We start from the raw sequence: 23,621 nt of genomic DNA on the forward strand, positions 1-23,621 counted from the left end.
AACTATTTAACCTCCTCTAGAGAAATTGTTATATCTCCATTTACCTTTTCTAAATCTGATTTTTTAAGGCTTATTTTTTCCATTTCAGAAGGTGCTAAATGCTTCTTATTGAATACTGCAATCTTTTCACCATTGCATCTAACAACCAAAGCCATGTCCTTATAAATATTATTTACCCTCATAAATATATCTAACTTATCAGAAATATTATCTACATTAAATTTTTGTGGTACAGTATAATTTACTTTATCACCATTTATTATATTAAAATATCCTTCTTTTTTAAGTTCATTCTTAATATATTTAGCAGCATTTTTACCTGCATTTTTTGCTTCCCCTGTTACAAAATCAACTAAATCATGTACATGAACTACATTACCACAAGCAAATATACCATCCTTTGAGGTTTCCATACTTTCATTAACTACTAAACCTGAAGTTCTCCTATCTAGCTCTATTCCTGCATTTTTTGATATTTCATTTTCAGGTATTAATCCTACTGATAAAAGTAACGTATCACAATCAAATTCTATTTCACTACCTTTTATAGGACATTTATTTTCATCAACCTTTGAAACTATAACCTTTTCTAATCTATCTTTTCCTTCTATCTTAGTTATAGTATGTGATAAATAAAGTGGTATATCGTAATCATTTAAACATTGAACTATATTTCTATTTAATCCGTTTGAATAAGGCATAAGCTCAACTACTGCCTTTACTTTCGCTCCTTCTAATGTCATTCTTCTTGCCATAATAAGTCCTATGTCTCCTGAACCTAAGATAACAACCTCCTTACCAACCATATACCCTTCCATGTTTATATATCGTTGAGCAGCACCTGCTGTAAATACTCCTGAAGGTCTAAAGCCAGGTATATTTATAGCTCCTCTGGTTCTTTCTCTACATCCCATTGCTAGAACTATAGCTTTAGCTTCTATAACTAGATATCCATCATCTGAATTTATAGCATGTATATTTTTATTATCATCTATTTCTAAAACCATTGTATCTAACTTAACTTCTATTTTTGTGTCTTTTATCATATCTATAAATCTTTGAGCATATTCAGGCCCTGTTAATTCCTCTTTGAATGTATGAAGCCCAAAACCATTATGGATACATTGGTTAAGTATTCCCCCAAGTTCCTTATCCCTTTCTATAATTAATATACTTTCTACCCCATTATTATAAGCTTCATAAGCTGCTGCAAGCCCTGCAGGACCTCCTCCTATTATAACCACATCGTATTTCATAATCTTCCCCTCCTACTTTGTATGTCCTGTTAATATATATGAACCCTTGGTTTCTAGCTTTACATCCTCCATAGGTATACTTAATTCCCTTGAAAGTATTTCTTGAACTCTAGGTCCACAAAAACCTCCTTGGCATCTTCCCATTCCTGGACGACATCTTCTCTTTACTCCATCTAATGTAGTAGCACCTAAAGTTCTCTTTATACTATCTACTATCTCCCCCTCAGTAATGTTTTCACACCTACATATTATTCTTCCATACTTAGGATTCTCTTTTATTAATTCACCTTTTTCTTTTGCTGATAACTCTACAAAATGAATTTGTTTTCTGTATTTATTAAAATTTTTATTTTCTTTTAGTTTTAGTCCAGCTTTTTCAAGTATTAAAACTACATCTTCTCCTATAGCTGGTGCTGAAGAAAGACCTGGTGATTTCATTCCAGCTACGTCTATAAATCCTTTAACATCCTTAGCCTCTTCAACAATAAAATCATCCCTGTCTGCTAAAGCTCTAAGCCCAGCAAAATTTCTTATACTCTCTCTAAAATTTATTTTATCAGTTGTCTTTTGAGAAGTTTCTCTTATAAACTCTAGTTGTTCTCTTGAAGTTGATGTATCCTCTTTATCTTCTATATCATGTGAATCTGGTCCTACTATAAGATTTCCATGGACTGTTGGAGAAACTAAAACTCCTTTTCCTAATTTAGACGGACATTGGAATATAGTATGACTCATTAACTTTCCTTGATCTTTATCCATTACATAATATTCACCTTTTCTTGGTGTAATAGTATAAGCTTTTTTACAAATCATATTATGAATATTATCTGCATATACTCCAGCTGCATTAACTATATATTTTGCTTCAACGACTTCTCCAGTGCTTAGTCCTATTTTAAAATCATTATCCTTTTTTATTGATTCAACTTCAGCACCAAGCCTAATATGTCCACCATTATCAATACCATTTTCAACAAGTGCTATTGTATACTCAAAAGGTCCTACTATCCCTCCTGTAGGCGCATATAGAGCTCCTACAACTGTATCTTTAACATTAGGCTCTTTCTCAAATACTTCTTCCTTACTTAACAATCTTAAGCCTTTAACTTTATTTTTATTACCATTTTCATATAATCCTTTTAGTGTATTCATATCTTCATCACTAAAAGCTAATATAAGTGACCCATTCCTTTTAAATGGTACTGAAAGTTCCTTACAAATGTCTTCAAACATTTCATTACCTTTAACATTATACCTAGCCATTAAAGTCCCTTCTTTAGGATCATACCCAGCGTGAACTATAGCTGAATTAGCTTTTGAAGTCCCCATTGCTACATCACTCTCTTTTTCAAGTATAATAACCTTTAAATTATACTTAGTTAGCTCTCTAAATATAGAGGCTCCAATAACACCTGCTCCTACAATTGCTACATCATACATATTAAAACTCCTCCTCAATAAATACAAAAATTGATTTATATAAATTTTTCCCTATTTGTAAACTATAAATTACTAAAGTTAATTTTGAAATTAGACAATTCCTCTAAATTTTAGCTGTAAATAACCTATTCACAAATATGCACTTTACTTGATACAAAGTTATTTAGTAAAATTAAAAAAAGCCAAGCAAAAACAAGGATATATAATCCTAAATTTTATGCTTGACTCTACTTCTCTTAGCACCTTTTATATTCTATTTAAATGTTTACAATATTATTTTAACATACCCTTAAGATTAATTCCAGTACTTTTTTAATATAAAGACTATCTTTTAAATAAAGTCTACTTATAATACCCTTAATTACTAATATGCTTTCAATATTAAATATAACTCAAAAGATTTTTACATATCCCATATTTCTTCTCTTGTAGTAGATATGCATGTAGCTCCTGATCTAAGAGCTTCTACGACGTCTTCCTTATCCGAAATAAGTCCACCAGCTATAAGAGGTTTATTTATTGTTTTAGAAAGCTTATTCATTACCTTAAATAATAGCCCGGGCAATATTTCTACAGCATCGCAACTTTCTACTAAATGATTTTTTACATTTATAAGTGATATTGTATCTAATATGAAACTTCTTTGTATTGCTATAAACCCATAATTTTTAGCAGCTTTAATAACTTGAGGTTTAGTACTTATTATTCCATGAAATTTTGTATTATTCTTTAAAAATTCTATTGCAATTTCACGACTAGCAAGTCCATCTACTAAATCTATATGTATTATCCCAACCTTTTTATTATCATAAATCTTTTTGCTAATTTCGGATATGTTTATTATATTTCCAAACAGAACAAATATAACTTGTACATCTGATTCTAATGCTTTATTTAAACCATTCATATCTTTAACAGCAGCTATTACTGGATTTTCTTCTAGTAACTCTTTAAAATTTCTCATCTTACCTCCACCCATGCTCATCACCATATTTCTTTTATAGTATTCCATTTCTGATTTTATTTGTCAAACAAGGCAACCTTTTTATCAAAGATTGCCTTAAATTAAAATCTAAATATTAGATTTAATTATTTGAAATTAGCTGATATTATAAACCTCGTATTTAACTAATTAAACCTATTTTGTAAGAGTGATTCTACTAATTAAACTAGTTGAAATTTATTATTAATTATAATATTAAAAACGACATACCAATTATAAGATACACTGCTAACAACTGTATTCCTTCAAGCCAATTAGATTCTCCATCACTAGCAACTCTATTTGCTATAAAAACAGATGCTATCATTGCTATGAGCTCAAACTCATTAAATATTATGCTCATTGGCTTAAATATAAGACTTAAAAATATAAGAACAGGCGCTACAAATAAAATAATTTGTAAACTTGATCCTATGGCTATTTCTATAGCAACATCCATCTTATTTTTCATAGCCATTAGAACTGCAGTACTATGTTCTGCTGCATTTCCTATGATAGGTATTAATATTATACCAACAAAAAATTCACTTAACCCCAAAGCATGAGTCATAGGTTCTACTGATTCAACCAAAATTTCACTTTCAGCAGCAATAGCTAATGTTGCCAATACTAAAACTATTATTGCCTTTTTAAGAGACCAATTTGGTTCACCATGTTCTTCTGGTTCCGATGAATAAATATCTTTATGTGTATGAAAAGAGAAAAACAGGCTAAGTGCATAAATTACTATCATAACTATTGCAACCCCTACACTTAAGAACTCATATTTTGTGTTTAAAAGTTCAGATTTTACTGTATGTGTAAATATAGCTGGTATGCTTAAACCTATAACTGCAAAAATAAGCATGCTAGAAGATACTTCTACTACCTTCCTATTAAATTTTTGATTTTTATGTTTTATGCCTCCAAAAAACATACTAGCCCCTAAAACTAAGAGTATATTTCCTATAACTGACCCTGCTATAGATGCTTTAACAACATCAAACAACCCTTCTTTTAACGCAAAAAAGGATATTATAAGTTCAGTTGCATTACCAAAAGTAGCGTTTAAAAACCCACCTATTTTACTTCCTGAATAAAATGATATTTCCTCTGTAGCTTCTCCCATAAGTCCAGCTAATGGGATTATAGCTAAAGCAGACAATAAAAACATAACTGTTGGTTGATTAAGATGAATAAATTTACATATTATGCTTATTGGTACAAATATCAATAATATTTTTAAATATTTCATATTTCAATCTCCTTAAATATTTATTCAATAATTATATACCATATATTAGCATGAATTTAATATATGGTATATATTTTTTATAAAAATCTTATTATTTATTAGTTTACTAATATATCTTTTCCAGATATTTAAATAATATATATGTTGAAATAATATATTATTTTGGTGTATTATTTAATGATAACTGCTAATTTTAATTTCTTACAAAAAGAAAGGGGTGATTAACAACAATAGCATATCTATTGTTGTGTTTTATATGAATTCAAAAAATAGAAATATCGTAATTGCACTTATGGTAGCAATGTTTCTAGCTGCATTTGAGGGTACCGTTGTAACAACAGCTATGCCTACAATAGCTAAAAGTCTTAAAGGTTTTAACTTAATAAGCTTCATATTTTCAGCTTATCTTTTAACCTCAGCTATCTCTACACCTATATATGGTAAACTATCTGATTTATACGGTAGAAAGAAAATGCTTTCTATTGGTATCTTAATATTTATTTTCGGTAGTTCTCTATGTGGATTTTCCCAAAATATGTTTCAACTTATAATCTTTCGTTTAATTCAGGGTTTGGGTGCTGGTGCAATATTAACAATTACTTATACTATAATAGGTGATACATTTAGTATTGAGCAAAGGACCAAAATACAAGGTTGGTTGAGTACAGTATGGGGTATCGCTAGCTTGATTGGACCATTTTTAGGAGGCTTTTTAATAGACTATCTTTCATGGCATTGGATTTTCTTCATAAATGTTCCATTTGGTTTATTATCAATTTTCCTATTAAATAAAAATCTTACTGAAACTTTAAGTAATACAAAACCTAAGATAGATTATTTAGGAGCTTTACTTTTAACAATTTCTATTGTTTCTGTATTGTTTGGAGTATTTTTAAATAATGCAACATTAAAAATATCTTGCTTATTTACATTAATAATATCTTTAGTTATTTTTTACTTTGTAGAAAATAAAGCTGAGGATCCATTAGTTCCATTTTCTATATTTACTAGAGCAACAATTATAGCAAACATTATAGCCTTCTTAACATCATCAATTTTAATGGGTATTGAAGCATATACTCCTATTTATACTCAAAATGTTCTTGGCTTTAGCCCAACTATAGCTGGTGTTATTATGGGACCTATGTCAATAGCTTGGCTACTTAGTTCAGTTATATTGTCTAAAGCTCTTCCTAAGTATGGAGAAAAAAAGGTGATTCTATCAGCTTTAATAATACTTATATCTACATCTATACTATTAAAATTCTTAAGTATATCTAGTTCCGTGATATATTTAATAATTATTATTTTTATTATGGGCTTTGGTTTTGGCTTTATATTTACTGTCACAACAATAATGGTTCAATCTGCTGTTGGATATGAACAAAGAGGTGTATCGACTTCTACAAATGCTCTTATCCGTACATTAGGACAAACCATTGGTGTAAGTATTTTTGGTAGTATAGTTAACTCAAGTATTTCAAAGCATTTTTCAAAAATGGGAATTGACGGAATAACTTCCGAAAATATATACTCATCAGCAACTTCTAGTTTAGAAATAAAAAATGCTTTCTTTACAGGTGTTCATAACGTATATTTAACACTTATAATTCTAACTATAGCTAGTTTCATTATAGCTACCAGATTAAAAAAAGATAAATTAAATACACAATAATTATAATCATGAACTAAAAAGACTTCTTCACTAAAACCAAGTGAAGAAGTCTTTTTATCTTCACTTTATACAAGTGTTAGCTTGGCTAAACTTACCTCTTTAAAACCTATTTTCTTTGACATAGTCTTATACCTCCTTAAAAAAGTTTTCATTTGTTATATATGTATAGATTATTATTTTTTCAAAAATAAATAGTGATAACAAATGTACAACAATTATCATCACTTATTTTTTATGACTTATCTTAATATTTTATATTAAAATAAAATACTCTTCATGCTGAAATAGACAATGATTATAAAAGTTACTAAAGTTTCATCATTGTCTATTTTAACAATAATATTATTAAATATGATCTAGAATTAAAACATTCTTATTCTTAATCTTTAAGATTTAATTTTTCTAATAAATAATAAAGCATCTTTTCTTTTCTAGTTATAATTTGTGCTTCACATGTCATCCCATTTTTTATTTCTGATTCTTCACCTTTATGGCTATATACTTTGTTGGAATCAATATATGCTTCAGCAGTATAAAAACTAATTCCACTTGATTTATTCACTTTAGAATCAGCACTTATTTTTTCTATCTTACCATTTAAGAATCCATATTCTTTATAAGGTAATGATGGAAAACTGTATTTTATAGCTTGTCCGGACTTTATGTTAGCTATATCTCTATCAGCTATATATAAATCAACTTTATACTTTGCTTTATCTGGTAATATATTTGCAACTACAGCTCCAGCTTGCACAATATCACCTATATTTAAATCAGCCAATGTATCTAAAACACCATCACTTGGAGCTTTAACTGTACACTTATCAATATTAGTATCAATTACTTTCAAATTGTCTTGTATATCTTTTAGCTTTTCATTACTTGCTTTTAAAGCATCGTCAACTTGAACTAATATAGTAGTTTTATTTTTATCTTTAGCTAAATTATTGCTATCATTAATTTTATTTAAGTTACTATCTAAATCATTATTCTTAGTTTTTAATTCTTCGATAGTCTGAGAAATCTTTAAGTTATAATCACTTTTAAATTTCTCTAAATCGTTTTTAGAAGTCTTAAGTAAATTTTCTGCTTGGTTAAGGGTATCATTATCAGTATTTTTTGCCTTTAAGCTATCATAAGACTTTTGTAATTCACTAATCTTATCTTCAAGTTGTTTTTCTGAAAGATTATAGTTTTTATACTGATCAGATACTAGGGTATCTGCTTCAACATAGTTTTTACCTTCATTTATAGATTTTTTTAATAGTGTATATAATGATATTTTTGAATTTATATCATTTTTTGAACTTAAAATCGTATTAGAATCTGAAAGTGAAATACTATTTCCTTTTTCATAATTTAAGTATTTATTATAATAATCTTTTTCCTTATCATTATCTTTATCAAAATAGTTTTTACCATCTGAAATAGAGGTTTTAAGTTTCTTTAGATTTTCTATATCTTGATTTAAATTTTCAATTTTAGTTTCAATAGATTTTTTTTGTAAATCTATCTCTGAATGATCTAAAGTATACAAAATATCATCTTTCTTTACTGTTTGACCATTTTTAAATTTAATAGAGTCTATTTTACTAGAAGCCATATTGGCGACCTTATTTATTTCTCCACTAGGTCTTATAATACCATTTGTTTTTACAACTATTTCTTTTTCACTGAACCAACACCATATTAGTGCTGCACATATTAAAGATAATACAAGATAAACAAATATACTTGTAAAACGGTGTGGCTTTGATTCTAGTAACTCTCTACTATCTGTAATATCATTAATGTTTTGAACTACAAATTTCATTACTTCGCCACCTCCTTAGTTGCTGCTATTTCTTCTAAGTAGACTTCAGGGAGTTGGTCTTTCCATAATGCATAGTACATACCACCTGATCTTAACAAATCACTATGACTACCTTTTTCCTTAATTTCACCCTTGTCCATAACATAAATAGTATCGCAACGCATAATAGTGCTTAATCTATGAGCTATTACTATAGTTGTTATTCCTTCACTAAATTCATTCATAGTCTTTTCAATAGCTTTTTCTGTTATTGAATCTAAACTACTAGTAGCCTCATCCATTATTAATATTTCTGGCTTTCTAAGAATTGCTCTAGCAATAGATAACCTTTGTTTCTGTCCACCAGAGAAATTTGAACCATTTTCTTCGATCATAGTATTATATCTTAAAGGCAATGAATTTATAAAGTCATGTATTTGAGCCTTTTTACAAGCTTCTATTATTTCTTCATAAGTTAAATATGGATTACCAAGTGAAAGATTTTCTATAATAGTGCCATTGAATAAAAAGGTTTCTTGTGATATATAAGCTATTTTATCTCTTAAAGCTTCTATATTAATATCTTTAATGTTATATCCGCTAAGTAAAATCTCACCTTTTTCATGTTCATAAAACTTCATAAGAATCTTAGCAAAAGTTGTTTTACCAGAACCACTTTCTCCAACTAATGCTATCTTTTCACCTTGTTTAATTTCTAAATTAATATCTTTTAAAACTAATTGTCTTGTCCCATATCTAAAATCTACACCTTTAAATTCAATAACTCCTTTTAAAGAATTAGGATTTATCTTCTTATCTTCATCTACGCTCTTTTCAAGCTCTAAATCTAGGATTTCTCCAAGTCTTTCTCCTGCAACCACAGCAGTTTGAAGCATTGGTTGTAAGTTTATGATGTTTTCAATTGGTGTTAAGAAATACGCTAGTAGTGCATTAAAAGTTAAAAGCTCTCCAATAGATAGATTTCCTTTTAAAACTTGCATACCTCCAAGCCAAAGAATTACTATAGCAAATATTGATTTTATACCACCCTTTAAAGATCCTTGTAGATTGTTTATCCATCCATTTTTAAATACATTTTTTATAAGCTTAACAAATCTTTTTTCAGTTTCAAGATTTACTTCTCTTTCAGCATTAAAAGCTTTAACTGTCTCTATTCCGTTTAATGATTCTACTAGATAAGATGTAAGCTTTGCATTACTTATCATAGTCTCTCTATTTACTACTTCAATTGCCTTCTTGAAACTAAAAACAATTATTCCATAAAGAATAACAGGAACTATAGTTATGGCAAATAATGTATAATTTTGATTGTAAAGAATTATACCTCCTATAATAACCATGAATGTATCTATCATCATAGTTAACGTTGCCCCTGATATGGCATCTCTTATCTTAGACGCATCATTAAACCTTGAAATAATCTCTCCAACTTCTCTTGTACCAAAAAAGTTCATTGGAAGATTTATGACATGATCGTAATAACCAAGCATTAATGGAATATCAAGTTTTTGACCTAAATGTATTAAAAGTTGAGTTCTAAAGGCTTGCGTTAATACCTGAAATATTGTAAGAACCACTATTCCTATGGAAAAAATATGTAGTGTTGTTGTTAGGTTATTTGGCACTATGTCATCTAATAAAAATTTAAAATAAAACGAACCACCTATACCTAAAATAGTTATAAGTATTGATGATAAAAATATATTAATTAAAAGTTTCTTTTGAGGTTTTAATAATGACATGAATCTACTAAATAAACCTTTAGTTTCATTTCCTTTTGTAAACTTTGTTGTTGGTGTCATTAGAATTAATACACCCGTACAAATTTCAAAGAATTCTTCTAATTTATATTTAATAATACCTCTACCTGGATCAGCTACTAGTATTTCGTTTTTAGTTATTTTATGTATAACAACATAATGAAGAAAAGATTCATCAATAATTACATGTGCTATAGCTGGTAATGGAAATTCACTAAAGATATCTTTAAGTTCATTAATTTTCACTCCTTTAGCTGTAAATCCAAGTTTCTCGGATGCCTTTATAATACCTAATGCACTGGTCCCTTGTTTATCAGTTCCAGCAAGTTCTCTTATTTTAGATATTGGATATTTTAAGCCATACTGTTTGCATACTGTTGCTAAACATGCGCAACCACAATCTTTATAGTCATGTTGCCTTATACAATAATATTTTTTTAACATTCTAATTAAAAACCTCCTAAAATATTTTTAACAATTAAATATTCTTAACGATAATATTATTTAAATATAAAAAATTACAAAAATCAACAATTTATATGGAAAAAATTAAAAATATATGTTATAATTTGAATGAAGTACAATAAATGGAGGGATACATATAATGAATAATAGAAAGAATGTAGTTTTAAACGCACTTTCAAATGAAGATTTAGAAAAAATTGATGGAGGATGGATTCGTCCAGGCTCAGGCTTTGGTGGACTTAGCAGTGTATATGAAGCTTGGAAATGGGCAGGTGGTTCTTCAGTGTCTGGTGGCGGCTCTGGTAGTGGCTCTAGCTGTACTCATAGATAACATTTAATGAAAAAAACCTATGTTTCCTAAATAAAAATATAGGTTTTTTTTTATACAAATCTTATTTTTATTTAGGAGTTGTAATACAGTGAATAATGAAAATGCTTTAATATTAAATGATATATTTTTCAATAATATAGAAGAGTGCTCTAATGATATAAATGAAATATTGTTATCAAAAAAAGATGATGAATTATTTATTAATAATTCATTAGAATCCATAAAAAAAAGTGTATCTTTGTCAGTTGTAATTATGACGTTTAATGAAGAACGATGTATATCTAGATGTATTAAAAGCATTGAAAACATAGCTGATGAAATAATAATAATAGATACTGGTTCTACAGATAAGACTATTGATATAATATCAAGTAAATTTCCTGCAGTTAAATTATTTATGCGCTCTTGGGAAAATGACTTTTCTTATATTAGAAACGAACTAATAAATTTGTCTAGTTGTGATTGGATTTTTCAAATAGATGCTGATGAATTTTTAGAGTTGAATGATCAAATAGTATTAAAAAACTTTATTAATATTATTGATACTCTTGATATTGAGCCTAAAGTGATAAGTCCTAAAATAATAGATCATACAAAAAGAGAATATTTTATAACAAAACGTATTTTTAAACGAACTTCTGATTTTAAATATTTTGGAATGGTTCATGAGGAATTAAGATATAAAAATGCTACTATTAAAAACTATATTATCCCTAATGTAAAGCTTTATCATGATGGATATATGGAAAATATCATAATTTCAAAAGATAAGTATAATAGAAATGTCCATTTATTAAAAAAAATGATTGAAATAGAGCCAGAAAATATCAGATGGTATTATTTTTTAGCTAGGGATTCCATTTTTTTAAAAATGCCTAAAGATTATATAAAAAGCATTTTATTAAAGGGGCTTAATTATTCATACGATGACCCTGAAAACTTCAAAATAGGAATTTTAATAAAATTAATGGAATTAGATTTTGAAAATACAGATTGTTTTTATCAATATCTAGAACAATGTAAAGAACATAATTCAAATTGTATGGACAGATACTACTTTGATTTACTAAAAAGATATATGAATATGATAACTCATCTAGCAAGTATAAATAGTTCAAGTATAAAAAAAGTATCTAATATAGAAGATTCATTCTCATTAATAAATAATAATGCTGATCATTTATTTTCTTTGTGGGGATGGGTATATTTCACTACAAGAAATTATGACTTAGCTTTTAGTATGTTTAAAAAATTAAAGTGTACAGAAGATATTAACTTAGTGATAAAAGACTTATCCATAATAAAACATAAAATTGATGATATATTAAATTTTTACTATTTAAAATCTTAAGTTTTAAAAGGAGGATTATATAAATATGAATAATTTAAATGAATGCACAGAAGTACTTTGTATAGTAAAATCACATAAAGAAATAACAAAATCAAAGGTAATGTCTAACTTTATAGCAAATTTACTTGTTGCTGGACTCGGTGGAGTTGGCGGACGAATAACAAATGATTTCAAACTAACCCTTACTGAAAGTATTTTATATATAGATGCAACTGGTTATTCAACATGGGGAGGTTTACCTGAAACTGAAAATAAAGAAACTATTGATGTTAAAGATATAACGTCCTTTAATGTTGAAAAAAATGATACTGAATCTATTATTACTATTAAAACAGCAAAAAATAATGATACTATGATTTTTATTTGCAATAATGAAAAAGAATATACTCAAGCTTTAGAAATGTCTAACTTAATCCTAAAACTACAATAAATTTAATAAAATTGAATTGGTACAGAAAAATACGTAGTACCAATTGAATATATTGTAGATTTTAAAATAGCCCTCCAAAAAGTGGGCTATTTTTTATTTTGTAGCATTCTAGTAATTTTTCTGATGATGGTGGAAAATCTTTTAATATTCTATTTAAAGTTTATAGTAGGTCAGTATTTAAATAAACCTGAATTATTCATAGAAAAATAAAAAATATTCATATTTATATAACTCTAAATATATCTATTCAAAAAAATATATCAAAATATAGCAGGCTATCATACAGATGATAACGCAGATGAATTAACAATAGATCCTACATTTAAGGCAGTTCTCGGTAAAGAATCTTTAGCTTCACAATCAACATTTTTAAGATTTAATAATAGATTAAATACTGATATCGTTAAGCAATTACACTCATGCAATGAAATATTACAAGATAAAGTGAATTCTATTAAAATGCCTGAACAAATATTAATCGATTTAAATTCAACTAATTGTAAAACCTATGGTAATCAATATGCTTCAAATTATAATTACCATTATTCTTCTAATGGATATCATCCATTACTAGCTTTTGATCGATTAACAGGCAATTGTATAAAAGCCGAACTTAGGTCTGGTAATGTATACACTTCAAGACAAGTAACTAGATTTTTAGGACCTATTTTAAAGAAATATGTTAATAAATATAAGTTTGTATTCAGGTTTGTTAGAGCTGATAGTAGCTTTGCCACACTCGAATTATACAACTTTATTGAAGATAATAATACTTTTTATACTATAAGATTAAAAGCTTATAAAACACTGTATACAAAAGCTTCTGAAATAACTGATATAATGATTAGAGAATGTAAAGATAATATCTACGATTATAAGGTGCTATATTGAGAGTTTAAGTATAATTCATCCTCTTGCTATAAAGAACGTAGAGTTGTTGTTAAAATAAAAAAACCAGAAGGTCAGATGTGTTTCAATTATATATTTGTTGTTACAAATATGACACTAACACCTAAGCAAGTTATAATATTTTACCCTAATTGAATTGTTTTATATTTATATATAAATATTTAGTTCTAAGAATCGATATATATACAAAACAAATGAATCCTCTCCAAGAACTATGTATATTGTTTCCACATTCAAATTTTATTGTACTATTTTCTTTCATATAAAAATTAATTTTATTACTTCTACACCAATCTATTTTCATATAAATAGTATGATTTCCTTCTGGAATTTCAAATGACATTTTTTCATCTGAACATATAGTTCCTATACATGTATCATCTAACATTATTTTATATTTTCTTAACCTATCAAAATATGACTTTTCTCTATCTATTATTATCATAAACACACCTCTTTTTTCTTTATTTACATTATTATACCATGTAACAAATAATATAATCTTCATTTTATCTAATATGCATTATATATATCCTATAACTATTAATTTGAATAATAAAAGTTATATTTAAATTGATAAATTAATAAACATAATCTAGTCAACTAATCAATGCAAAAAAACTTCTTCACTAAAACCAAGTAAAGAAGTCTTTTTATCTCTATTTAGCCATTCCCATGAATGCTCCAACTAAATATGGAACTAACCATATAAACCATACTACTAAGCTAAACTTGTGAAATATTTTTTTCATTTTTTCATCATTTTTATAAAGAACATAGCTTGCCCAAACAGCATGTATTAACATTAATATAATAGCTAATGCACCCGTTATTCCATGTATCATGACTTCATTACCAGAAGCATTTGCTGTTTTAGCAATTTTACTCATAGCCGTTGTCCCTAAAGTATCCAAAACTAAACCTAACCAAAATATAATAACATGTTTTTTCCTTAAAACCTTAGCTCTATGTTCACCACAAACACCAATAGTATAAAATACTAATGCTAGTGTTATTGATATAATTGCAAATATTAATAGAATACTCATTCTTTTATCCTCCTAGATTTTATTTAAAATCTTTGTTAAACTTTTTATCATTTCCTCTAACTCTTCATTTGTACAATTCTCGAATATTTTTTCAAAGCTCTCATTTATATTCTGCCTAAAATCATTTGCAAATTTTAAACCATTTTTCGAAAATCTAACATAGGTATTTCTTTTGTCTTCTTCACTTTTGAATTTTTCTAAATATCCACCCCTTTCCAGTCTTTGTACTATTCCTGAAACAGTTCCTTTAGACAAACTCATTTCTTCACAAAGTTCACTTATTGTCATTTGCTTGTTATGAGCTATTAATTTAATAACTACAATTTGTTGATGCGTAAGCCCACTATCTTTTAAATTATCACTCATTAAACATGTTGTTTTTGAATACATCTCTTTTATAAGCATAGCCATTTTAAATGCATTAAAATTTTTATTCATTTCGACCTCCAATTGGTTTGTATGCAAACTAATTTTAATTTATTATTATGTTATCGTCAATACAATTATTATGTCTATTACTTATAAAAACTAAAATATTATTAATTTAATGAATAATATTTTTTAAAATTCATATAAATCCTAAGAAAATTACCTCATTTACAAAAATTTATGACATTTGTAATAAAATAAGTTATAATTATATTAAAATAAATTTTAAATTGGAAGTGATCGTGATGAATAGAAAGAAAATTGCACAGTTACTTATAGTAACTTCCGCAAGTTGTGCTTGTCTAGCAAGCTTAGATAAAAAGGTTTCTGCCGAACCTTTAAATAATAAAGATATTACAAACGCTAAAACTATAGAACAAAGCTCTATCGCAAAAGGACAAGTTGTTAACGTTTCTACTAACTTAAGAATAAGACAAGATGCTAGTATCAACTCTTCTATCATAGGCTACTTAGTTAATGGTGATAATTTCACGATTAAAAGCATTAAAGGTGATTGGTATGAAATCGAAAGTAATAATAAAAATGGTTATGTTTTTAAAGATTACGTGAAAAGATTAGATTCTAACAACATAAACTCTTCATCAAACAACAATATTACTAACTCTATAAAACCACCTACTAACACTGAAGTTGCAAAAAATTCAAACGGCCAAGTTATAAATGTTTCTTCAACATTAAGAATAAGACAAGGCGCTAATATTAGCTCTTCTATTGTAGGTTATTTAAATAATGGAGAAAACTTCATAATTAAAGGTATTAATGGTGATTGGTATCAAATAGAAAAAGGAAATAAAAAAGGTTATATTTTTAAAGATTATGTGAAAGAAGTATCTTCTAATAGTACACCATCTACCCCAAATACTAACACTAATAATAATTCTGTGCCATCTACACCTAATACAAGTACTGAAAAACCTAGTGCTTCAAGTGGACAAGTTATGAATGTCTCCTCAACACTAAGAGTAAGACAAGCTGCAGATATTAACTCTTCAATAATAGGCTATTTAACAAATGGCTGTAACGTATCTATCAAAGCAAAGAGTGGTAACTGGTACAAGATTGCCTTTAACAATGTTGATGGTTATATAAGTTCTGATTATGTTAAAATAATAGAAAATTCATCTCCTAACAATAGTTCTAATAATAATTCAAACACACAAAATAATGGTTCTAATAATAACAATAATAATAACAATAATAATAACAATAATAACACAAATAATTCTACACCATCTAAACCAAACACTAATAACGAAACACAAATTGGTATTGTTTATAATGTAAGTACAAATCTTAGATTAAGAACTCAACCAAATACCTCAAGTGCTAGCAATACTTTAGCCTATATAGCTTCAAATGAGAAGGTAACTATTTTATCTGACATGGGTGATTGGTATAAAGTAATTTATAAAGATAAAACTGGTTATGCTAATAAACAATACATAAAAAAATATACAGGTTCAGATAATTCTAATTCAAGTAACTCTAATGCTTCAGTTTCAAAAAATTATGAAGCTCTTTTAAATGTTATGAAAAGTCAAATAGGATCACCTTATATATTTGGTGGCTCAGGAGAATTATTAACACCTGAATTAATACAACGATTGAAAAATACTTTCCCTTCTGAAGCTGCAAGAGGTATCTACAATGTTGATCCTAGTGTCTTCAATAAAGGCTATAAAGCCTTTGATTGTTCTGGTCTAATGCAATGGAGCTTTAGACAAATAGGCATTAATATAGGTAGAACTACTTGGGATCAAATAAGTAACGGCTCAGAAGTATCTTTAAATAATTTAAGACCTGGTGACTTAATTTTCTATTCTGACTTGAACCATGTTGGTATGTATGTAGGAAATGGTCAATGGTTAGAAGCTCCAAACTCTAAAAGTAAAGTAAGAATTACAGCTGTTCCTTGGAATAAAGTTTCAAGAGCTCGTAGAATATTAAATTAAATAATAAAAATCGCTATTATTAGTTTTAAAAATAGCGATTTTTATTATTTTTCATTAAAATAAACATACTCTTCAGCCCATCGAATCTCTAATCAATAAATTTTCTTAATTCAACATAATATATCTTCATTTACTAAAAATTTTGTCACATTTTACAGAAACATTACTATATTATAATTAGATAACATTTGAAATCTTTTGATTAAGGAGATGTATTTAATATGGCTAATCTTTCAGTAGATTTTGATTCCCCAAAAACCAGCTCCGCTAAACTTGTTGACTTCAAAGTAAATGTTCCAGTTACTGAGCCAGGACATCCGACTGAAGCTTATTTTCATATTGGAGTTACTACTACTGTTGCTGATGGTAGTGCTACTGGTGTTTCAAAGACTTTCTATAAAACAATTATATTTACTACTAGTAGTGTAGCTCAAGCAGTTACCTCAACTTTCACTCTATGTATTGAACCTGCAGAAATGTTTGGAGCAACCGGAACTCTAAATTATAACTACTCTCTAAAGTAATTATAATATATTAACTTCATAAAGATTATGTATTAAATTAATTTAAGAATGAATTTAATACATCTTTTATATATTATTTATTTTGAATTTTATATTCAAAGTCTAAGGGATTCGTTAAAACTAAATCAATCTTTCAAAAAAGGGACTGTATCTGATTGAGCATTTTGCTCAATCAGATACAGTCCCTTAATCCTAATTAAACGTACTTTCTTATACTTTTAATATATCAAGTGCTTCTGCATCATATACATCAAACTCTTTTATTGATCTTAATATTTCTTTTTTAGCAATGTCAATATACCCATATTTATAATATAACTTTCCAACCAAAAGTAGAGCACAATCATTTTCTATTAAGTTGAATAGATTAACAGCTATTTCAAACTCATCAAATTTTTTATTCATTAATAATATCTCACAAATATCTAAAATTATATTTATAAGATCTATTGCATTTTTACTTTCTGATATTATAGCTGTTTGTTGTTTTGTGAACAAATTTATTAATTGATTATATACTTTTAGAATATTTTTATCTGCTCCTGTCAAATTAGATTCTTTAAATCTTTTTAACATTGTTATTGCATAATCATATTTATTTATTACTAAGGCACTTAAAATCTTATACATTGAAAGGACTACATATTTATTATTATTTTCATCTACATCATTAATATTAAGATATTCCTCAAATCTACCACTTCTTATAAGACATATTGCCTTTAATATAATATTATTTTCTGTAGAGATTCCCTCTTTTTCTGATTTTTTTATATATTCCAATGTAGTCGGATATTCACCTACGGTATAAAATATATCTGCAATTATACCATAAGAATCCTTAATACTTTTAGTAAAAAAGTTTTCTATTATTTCTTTATACTCTTTTAACGGTGTATTTTTTATCCTTAATATATATGCTATTTTGTATAAAGCATCAATATAATCTTCTTTTAATTCTATTGCTTCAATATAATATTTATATGCAGTGTCATAATCTTTAAGTTTCATATAAACATTTCCTAGTTCATACCTAGCTCTAAAACTCCCTACTCCATATATAAACCTTAAATCTGAAGGTGGTTCACCAAGTTCAATACACTTCTCCAATTCCCTTATTTGAAGGGTTGGTCTATCCATTTCATTATATATAAGTGCTTTATAAAAATATAAATCTGTACAATTTGGATAATACTTAACTCCAATATCTATAAATTTAAATGCCTCATTATATTTTTTTAAATTATAGTTTGAAACTATTATCCTTAGTATTAATACATGGCTGTACCCTCTACGTGGATCAAAATCTTCATAGGCTTTATAATAACATTCTAAAGCATTTTTAAATTCATCTAATGCTAAATATTCATTTCCTAAATTGAAATAGGCAAATATATTATTAGAATTATTTTTTATTTGTTGTTTTAAAATATTCATATTTCTGCTTCTCTTATCTTGGTCAACAATTCTCTTTTTCAAATATCCATAATGATATATTTTTATATCATCATAAATTACATTCTTTTCATCATTTATACAAATTAATTGATTATGCACTTCTCCTTCATAATGAATCCCACAATTATTTTTAAATAATCTTGGATTTAAATTTGCATTAATATTTCCCTCTTCAATACTATCCCCATAATAACTCAGAGTTTCAAAGTAATATACTGCTTCTTCGTCTAATTCTCCATTTATCAATATTTTAAGTTTCTCTTTATCTTCATTCTTAAATTCATCATCCGCATCTAATATAAGTATCCAATCTTTATTGGCATATTTTAATGATTCATTTCTAGCCTCACTAAAATTATTGTTCCACTTAAAATAATAAACCTTAGCACCAAACTTTTGAGCTATTTTTACTGTTTTATCTTTGGAACCTGTATCAACTATGATTATTTCATCAACCATATCACTGATACTATTTAAGCATTTTGGAAGATATTCTTCTTCATTTTTTACAATCATACATAAACTTATTGTATTTTTCATTAAACTTCCTCTATATATACTCTTACTCAATAAACATTTAGGATTTAAAAAGTTTATCTCATATTCCATTTTATGTACGCCATATTTTAATGTGATTAATTAATTACTACATACATTTAGTATTATTTTATTATTATAAATCATATACTAAATCAAGATATATTATATTTTCATAATTTAATAACTCAAAATTTATATTATTATCTTGGAATTTAAAATTCTTATCACAGCTTGTATAAATATTACTATATTATAATTAGATAAAATTTAAGATAGGTGATTAAAAATATGTCTAGTTTAATTATTCCTGCAGCTAAAAGTATTACAATAACTAATAAGTATCCTAATATGTCTATAAATAATGCCGTTTTATCTGTTGGTAATGATGGATGCTATAATTATTTGAGTTATCTTTTCTTCGATATTTCTGCTGTACCTTGTAATGCTGTAATTCGTTCTGCAGAACTTGTATTGTTTAAAACAGATAAATTTTATAATTGTGATAATAAAGCTTTTGGAATATATGGATTAAACGGATATTTTAGTTCATTTACAAACTACAATAATTACCCCGAAATAAATCATGAACTAAAGCAGGAATTTTTTCCTTTTACTACTGAGGCAGTTGTAACAGTTTCAATCACTTCATTTGTCGAAGCTTGGCTTGAAAATAGCTCTATTAACACAAGTTTAATGCTCTATGGTAAAAAGAAAAACTCTCTTCTACATTTTGGTTCAGCAAAATGTACAGATAAATACCTTATTCCATTCTTAAAAATAACCTTTGATTGCTGTTGTTGCAATGATTATAAAGATGCAACTTTAAAAAGAATACAAGTAACTGGAACTGTTGCCCCAGATTCAATATATAACGCAGTTGTAAATGTCGATGTTCAAAGAAACCCATCAGGGCATATAGATTCTTACTATATTGCTGATCAATATGATAATTCTAAAAATACTAGCTCAATAAATATAGATAAAATTTACAATTTAGCAATCATTCCAAAAGAATCTGCTTGCGATTCTGAAACAATAAACTTCTATGGTTCTTATTTAGGATAGCTTATAAAAATTATATAAAAATCCATTGTAGATTAAAAAGGCCTCCCATTAATATCATATTTCAAATTAATGGGAGGCTTTCTTATAATTTTAATATATCTAATGCTTCAACATCATATACTTCGAACTCTTTTATAGAACGTAAGATTTCCTTTTTAGCAATATCAGTATATCCATACTTATTATAAAGTTTTCCAACACAAAGTAATGCACAATCATTCTCTATTAAATTAAATAAATTAACAGCTATTTCAAATTCATCATTTTTTTGATTCATCAATAAAATCTCACAGATATCTAAAATTATATTTATCAACTCTTTTTCATTTTTTGATTCTGATATTATATTGGTTGGTTTCTTTAGAAATAAATTTACTAATTGTGTATATATACTTAAAACTTTTTTATCAGATTCTTTTAAATTAATTTTTTTAAATTTATCTATTGTAGATTCTGCATATTCATATTTATTAATTATCAAAGCGCTTAAAACTTTATACATTGAAAAGGCCACATAATGAATACTATTTTCACCTATACTCTCAACATTAATATATTCTTCAAACTTACCACTTCTCATAAGACATATAGCTTTTAATACATAAGTACTTTCTGTAGTATTTCCCTCTTGTTCACATTTTTTTATATATTCTAGCGCTGTTTCATAATATTCTATATTACAAAATAAATCTGCAATAGTGCCATATGCGTTTTTAATATTTTCACCGAAGAATTTTTCTACTGTTGCTTTAAAATCCTCTATCGATAGATTTTGTAGCTTTAATATATATATTATTTTATATAAAGGATCAATATAATCAGGCTTTGTTTTAAGTGTTTCAATATAATACTTATATGCAGTATCATAATCTCTAAGTCTCATATACGCATTTCCAAGCTCATAACTTGCTTTAAAGCTACCTACTCCATGTATAAATTTCAAATCTGAAGGTGGTTCTCCAAGTTCTAAACATTTTTCTAGCTCTCTTATTTGGATTGCAGGACTATCTATTTCTTTATATACATTAGCCTTATAATAATGTAAATCCGTACATTTTGGATAATGTTTAAGTCCAATATCTATAAACTTAAAAGCTTCATTATAATTTCCTAAATTATAATTTGATATGACTATCCTTAATATTAACACACAACTATATCCTCTAGAAGGTTTAAAATCTTCATAAGATTTATAGTAACATTCTAAAGCACTTTTAAACTCATTTAATGATGAATATTCATTCCCCAAATTAAAGTAAGCAAAATAATTCTTAGGATTATTCTTTATTTGCTCCTTTAAAATTTTTATATTTCTATTTCTTTTATCCTGAGAAATAATTCTTTTATCTAAGTAACCATAGTGATGTATCTTTATAGAGTCTTCAACTACGTTATATTCTTGACTAGTATATATTAGTTGGTTATGAACTTCTCCTTCATAGTGAATTCCTCTCTTATTCTTAAATAAACGTGGGTTTAAATTTGTAACCACAGTTCCTTCTTCAACACTTCTACCACAATAACTTAGAGTTTCAAAATAATATATTGCTTTTTCATCCAACTTCCCATTTAGTAATTTTTTGAAATTTACCCTTGCCTCTTCACTAAATTCATCATCCGCATCCAATATAAGTATCCAATCCTTAGTAGCATACCCTAATGATATATTTCTAGCTTCGCTGAAATTATTGTTCCACTTGAAATGGTAAACTTTAGAACCAAATTTCTTAGCTATTTTTACTGTCTTATCTTTAGAACCTGTATCAACTATAATTATTTCATCTACTAAATCCTTAATACTATTTAAACATTTTGCAAGATACTCTTCTTCATTTTTTACAATCATACATAAGCTTATTGTGTTTTTCATCAAACTCCCTCTATATTATATAATTGCTAAATAAATATTTTGAATTTCAATCTTTATCCAAAATATATCATACACTCCATATTATGTGTGTACAAATAAAATGTGCGTGCTCACTAATTTTATACACTAAAAGATTAGACACTATTACAAATCCCACATTGCCCATTTTGCCTCTCCTTTTTGCCACATATCTTCTAACATATTTTTGTCCTTTAATGTATCCATAGGGCTCCAAAAACCTTTATGTTTATATGCACTTAAGCTATTATCCTTGGCCAAATTTTCAAGTGGATCTTTTTCAAATATAGTACTATCGTCTTTAATATAATCAAATACTTCATGCTCTAACACAAAGAATCCTCCATTAATCCAAGTTCCATCTCCATCAGGCTTTTCCATAAATGTGTTAACCATATTATTCTCTATACTTAATGCTCCAAATCTACCAGCAGGTTGCACTGCTGTAACTGTCGCTATCTTACCATTACTTTTATGAAACTCTAAAAGCTTATTTATATCAATGTCGGCTACCCCATCTCCATAGGTAAGCATAAATGTTTCAGCTCCTACATAATCTTTTATCCTCTTAATTCTTCCTCCAGTCATTGTATTATAACCTGTATCTATAATCATGATCTTCCACGGCTCAGCTTTACTATTATTATACGTTATATCTCCAGAACTTAAATCTACTGTCAAATCGCTCATATGCATAAAATAATTCGCAAAATATTCTTTTATAATATATCCTTTATAGCCACAGCATATAATAAATTCATTAATCCCATAATGAGAATATATATTCATTATATGGCATATAATTGGTTTTCCTCCTATCTCAACCATAGGCTTTGGTCTTAATTCTGTTTCTTCACTAAGTCTTGTTCCCAACCCTCCTGCTAATATAACAGCCTTCATTAACTAATCACCTCGAAATTCATCCTATTTTATTAAAGTACTATTGCTTTTTAAACTAGACATTGTAAATAAATAACTAGTCAAAAATTCTTAGTTTTTTAACTAGTTATTTGCCTATACTAACCTTG

Annotated in this window: 20 protein-coding genes; 8 read left to right on the top strand and 12 right to left on the bottom strand. The window is 27.1% G+C overall.

The window, feature by feature from the left end; translation table 11 throughout:
• Positions 1-2 precede the first annotated feature (2 nt).
• The 4 genes from BUB01_RS15800 to cax all read right to left on the bottom strand — a co-directional run bounded on the left by BUB01_RS15800 (position 3) and on the right by cax (position 4,933).
• Positions 3-1,256, bottom strand: a complete 1,254-nt coding sequence (locus BUB01_RS15800; RefSeq protein WP_072990099.1) for an NAD(P)/FAD-dependent oxidoreductase — start codon at positions 1,254-1,256, stop codon at positions 3-5.
• 12 nt (positions 1,257-1,268) lie between these two features.
• Positions 1,269-2,696 carry an NAD(P)/FAD-dependent oxidoreductase gene (locus BUB01_RS15805; protein WP_072990101.1) on the bottom strand — a complete coding sequence of 476 codons (1,428 nt, stop codon included), beginning with the start codon at positions 2,694-2,696 and terminating at the stop codon, positions 1,269-1,271.
• A 403-nt stretch (positions 2,697-3,099) separates the two neighbouring features.
• Positions 3,100-3,660: a glycerol-3-phosphate responsive antiterminator gene (locus BUB01_RS15810; protein WP_072990212.1), complete on the bottom strand. Its 561-nt coding sequence runs from the start codon at positions 3,658-3,660 to the stop codon at positions 3,100-3,102.
• Positions 3,661-3,886: 226 nt separating this feature from the next.
• Positions 3,887-4,933: a calcium/proton exchanger gene (gene cax, locus BUB01_RS15815; RefSeq protein ID WP_072990103.1), complete on the bottom strand. Its 1,047-nt coding sequence runs from the start codon at positions 4,931-4,933 to the stop codon at positions 3,887-3,889.
• A gap of 256 nt (positions 4,934-5,189) precedes the next feature.
• Between cax and BUB01_RS15820 the strand changes: the two genes are divergently transcribed.
• Positions 5,190-6,608, top strand: a complete 1,419-nt coding sequence (locus tag BUB01_RS15820; protein WP_072990215.1) for an MDR family MFS transporter — start codon at positions 5,190-5,192, stop codon at positions 6,606-6,608.
• A 379-nt stretch (positions 6,609-6,987) separates the two neighbouring features.
• On the opposite strand, the gene BUB01_RS15825 is transcribed toward BUB01_RS15820, so the two are convergent.
• Both BUB01_RS15825 and BUB01_RS15830 read right to left on the bottom strand, forming a co-directional pair.
• The gene (locus tag BUB01_RS15825; protein ID WP_072990105.1) at positions 6,988-8,421 is read right to left on the bottom strand and encodes a beta-barrel domain-containing protein; all 1,434 of its coding nucleotides are present in this window, start codon (positions 8,419-8,421) and stop codon (positions 6,988-6,990) included.
• Positions 8,421-10,625 carry a peptidase domain-containing ABC transporter gene (locus BUB01_RS15830; protein ID WP_072990108.1) on the bottom strand — a complete coding sequence of 735 codons (2,205 nt, stop codon included), beginning with the start codon at positions 10,623-10,625 and terminating at the stop codon, positions 8,421-8,423. The genes BUB01_RS15825 and BUB01_RS15830 overlap by 1 nt, the downstream gene beginning before the upstream one ends.
• 160 nt (positions 10,626-10,785) lie before the next feature.
• Here BUB01_RS15830 and BUB01_RS15835 point away from each other — a divergent pair, with 160 nt between their 5' ends.
• From BUB01_RS15835 to BUB01_RS15850, 4 genes are all read left to right on the top strand, one after another.
• The gene (locus BUB01_RS15835) at positions 10,786-10,977 is read left to right on the top strand and encodes a hypothetical protein (protein WP_072990110.1); all 192 of its coding nucleotides are present in this window, start codon (positions 10,786-10,788) and stop codon (positions 10,975-10,977) included.
• An 88-nt stretch (positions 10,978-11,065) separates the two neighbouring features.
• A complete protein-coding gene (locus BUB01_RS15840) occupies positions 11,066-12,328 on the top strand; it encodes a glycosyltransferase (protein ID WP_072990112.1) in 1,263 nt (420 codons plus the stop codon).
• 25 nt (positions 12,329-12,353) lie between these two features.
• Entirely contained in the window at positions 12,354-12,758 is a 405-nt protein-coding gene (locus BUB01_RS15845; RefSeq protein WP_072990115.1) for a hypothetical protein, read from the top strand.
• Between the two features lie 255 nt (positions 12,759-13,013).
• Entirely contained in the window at positions 13,014-13,649 is a 636-nt protein-coding gene (locus tag BUB01_RS15850; RefSeq protein WP_278337145.1) for a transposase, read from the top strand.
• 145 nt (positions 13,650-13,794) lie between these two features.
• Here BUB01_RS15850 and BUB01_RS15855 read toward each other — a convergent pair whose 3' ends face one another.
• The 3 genes from BUB01_RS15855 to BUB01_RS15865 form a co-directional block, all read right to left on the bottom strand.
• Positions 13,795-14,112: a hypothetical protein gene (locus tag BUB01_RS15855; RefSeq protein ID WP_072990122.1), complete on the bottom strand. Its 318-nt coding sequence runs from the start codon at positions 14,110-14,112 to the stop codon at positions 13,795-13,797.
• Positions 14,113-14,326: 214 nt separating this feature from the next.
• Complete coding sequence (locus BUB01_RS15860; RefSeq protein WP_072990124.1) at positions 14,327-14,716, bottom strand: HsmA family protein; 390 nt, start codon at positions 14,714-14,716, stop codon at positions 14,327-14,329.
• 12 nt (positions 14,717-14,728) lie between these two features.
• Positions 14,729-15,154 carry a MarR family winged helix-turn-helix transcriptional regulator gene (locus BUB01_RS15865; RefSeq protein WP_072990127.1) on the bottom strand — a complete coding sequence of 142 codons (426 nt, stop codon included), beginning with the start codon at positions 15,152-15,154 and terminating at the stop codon, positions 14,729-14,731.
• 236 nt (positions 15,155-15,390) lie between these two features.
• Here BUB01_RS15865 and BUB01_RS15870 point away from each other — a divergent pair, with 236 nt between their 5' ends.
• Together BUB01_RS15870 and BUB01_RS15875 are read left to right on the top strand one after the other, a co-directional pair.
• Positions 15,391-17,118: a C40 family peptidase gene (locus BUB01_RS15870; RefSeq protein WP_072990129.1), complete on the top strand. Its 1,728-nt coding sequence runs from the start codon at positions 15,391-15,393 to the stop codon at positions 17,116-17,118.
• Positions 17,119-17,339: 221 nt separating this feature from the next.
• A complete protein-coding gene (locus BUB01_RS15875) occupies positions 17,340-17,642 on the top strand; it encodes a hypothetical protein (RefSeq protein ID WP_072990132.1) in 303 nt (100 codons plus the stop codon).
• A 210-nt stretch (positions 17,643-17,852) separates the two neighbouring features.
• Here BUB01_RS15875 and BUB01_RS15880 read toward each other — a convergent pair whose 3' ends face one another.
• Positions 17,853-19,640: a glycosyltransferase gene (locus tag BUB01_RS15880; protein WP_072990136.1), complete on the bottom strand. Its 1,788-nt coding sequence runs from the start codon at positions 19,638-19,640 to the stop codon at positions 17,853-17,855.
• Positions 19,641-19,928: 288 nt separating this feature from the next.
• Between BUB01_RS15880 and BUB01_RS15885 the strand changes: the two genes are divergently transcribed.
• Entirely contained in the window at positions 19,929-20,705 is a 777-nt protein-coding gene (locus tag BUB01_RS15885) for a DNRLRE domain-containing protein (protein ID WP_072990138.1), read from the top strand.
• An 82-nt stretch (positions 20,706-20,787) separates the two neighbouring features.
• Here the strand turns inward: BUB01_RS15885 and BUB01_RS15890 are convergent, their stop codons facing one another.
• Both BUB01_RS15890 and rfbF read right to left on the bottom strand, forming a co-directional pair.
• A complete protein-coding gene (locus tag BUB01_RS15890; RefSeq protein ID WP_072990140.1) occupies positions 20,788-22,575 on the bottom strand; it encodes a tetratricopeptide repeat-containing glycosyltransferase family 2 protein in 1,788 nt (595 codons plus the stop codon).
• Between the two features lie 144 nt (positions 22,576-22,719).
• Positions 22,720-23,493 (bottom strand): glucose-1-phosphate cytidylyltransferase, encoded by a 774-nt coding sequence (gene rfbF, locus BUB01_RS15895; RefSeq protein ID WP_072990142.1) that lies wholly within the window; start codon positions 23,491-23,493, stop codon positions 22,720-22,722.
• Between the last annotated feature and the right edge of the window lie 128 nt (positions 23,494-23,621).

The organism is Clostridium cavendishii DSM 21758, from assembly GCF_900141845.1.
Classification (GTDB): Bacteria; Bacillota; Clostridia; order Clostridiales; family Clostridiaceae; genus Clostridium_AG; species Clostridium_AG cavendishii.

Bases quoted from the DNA above. Each gene is read 5' to 3' on its own strand.
- BUB01_RS15800 (WP_072990099.1), bottom strand. From the start codon at position 1,256: ATGAAATACGATGTGGTTATAATAGGAGGAGGTCCTGCAGGGCTTGCA.
- BUB01_RS15805 (WP_072990101.1), bottom strand. From the start codon at position 2,696: ATGTATGATGTAGCAATTGTAGGAGCAGGTGTTATTGGAGCCTCTATA.
- BUB01_RS15810 (WP_072990212.1), bottom strand. From the start codon at position 3,660: ATGAGAAATTTTAAAGAGTTACTAGAAGAAAATCCAGTAATAGCTGCT.
- cax (WP_072990103.1), bottom strand. From the start codon at position 4,933: ATGAAATATTTAAAAATATTATTGATATTTGTACCAATAAGCATAATA.
- BUB01_RS15820 (WP_072990215.1), top strand. From the start codon at position 5,190: ATGAATTCAAAAAATAGAAATATCGTAATTGCACTTATGGTAGCAATG.
- BUB01_RS15825 (WP_072990105.1), bottom strand. From the start codon at position 8,421: ATGAAATTTGTAGTTCAAAACATTAATGATATTACAGATAGTAGAGAG.
- BUB01_RS15830 (WP_072990108.1), bottom strand. From the start codon at position 10,625: ATGTTAAAAAAATATTATTGTATAAGGCAACATGACTATAAAGATTGT.
- BUB01_RS15835 (WP_072990110.1), top strand. From the start codon at position 10,786: ATGAATAATAGAAAGAATGTAGTTTTAAACGCACTTTCAAATGAAGAT.
- BUB01_RS15845 (WP_072990115.1), top strand. From the start codon at position 12,354: ATGAATAATTTAAATGAATGCACAGAAGTACTTTGTATAGTAAAATCA.
- BUB01_RS15855 (WP_072990122.1), bottom strand. From the start codon at position 14,112: ATGATAATAATAGATAGAGAAAAGTCATATTTTGATAGGTTAAGAAAA.
- BUB01_RS15860 (WP_072990124.1), bottom strand. From the start codon at position 14,716: ATGAGTATTCTATTAATATTTGCAATTATATCAATAACACTAGCATTA.
- BUB01_RS15865 (WP_072990127.1), bottom strand. From the start codon at position 15,154: ATGAATAAAAATTTTAATGCATTTAAAATGGCTATGCTTATAAAAGAG.
- BUB01_RS15870 (WP_072990129.1), top strand. From the start codon at position 15,391: ATGAATAGAAAGAAAATTGCACAGTTACTTATAGTAACTTCCGCAAGT.
- BUB01_RS15875 (WP_072990132.1), top strand. From the start codon at position 17,340: ATGGCTAATCTTTCAGTAGATTTTGATTCCCCAAAAACCAGCTCCGCT.
- BUB01_RS15880 (WP_072990136.1), bottom strand. From the start codon at position 19,640: ATGAAAAATACAATAAGTTTATGTATGATTGTAAAAAATGAAGAAGAA.
- BUB01_RS15885 (WP_072990138.1), top strand. From the start codon at position 19,929: ATGTCTAGTTTAATTATTCCTGCAGCTAAAAGTATTACAATAACTAAT.
- BUB01_RS15890 (WP_072990140.1), bottom strand. From the start codon at position 22,575: ATGAAAAACACAATAAGCTTATGTATGATTGTAAAAAATGAAGAAGAG.
- rfbF (WP_072990142.1), bottom strand. From the start codon at position 23,493: ATGAAGGCTGTTATATTAGCAGGAGGGTTGGGAACAAGACTTAGTGAA.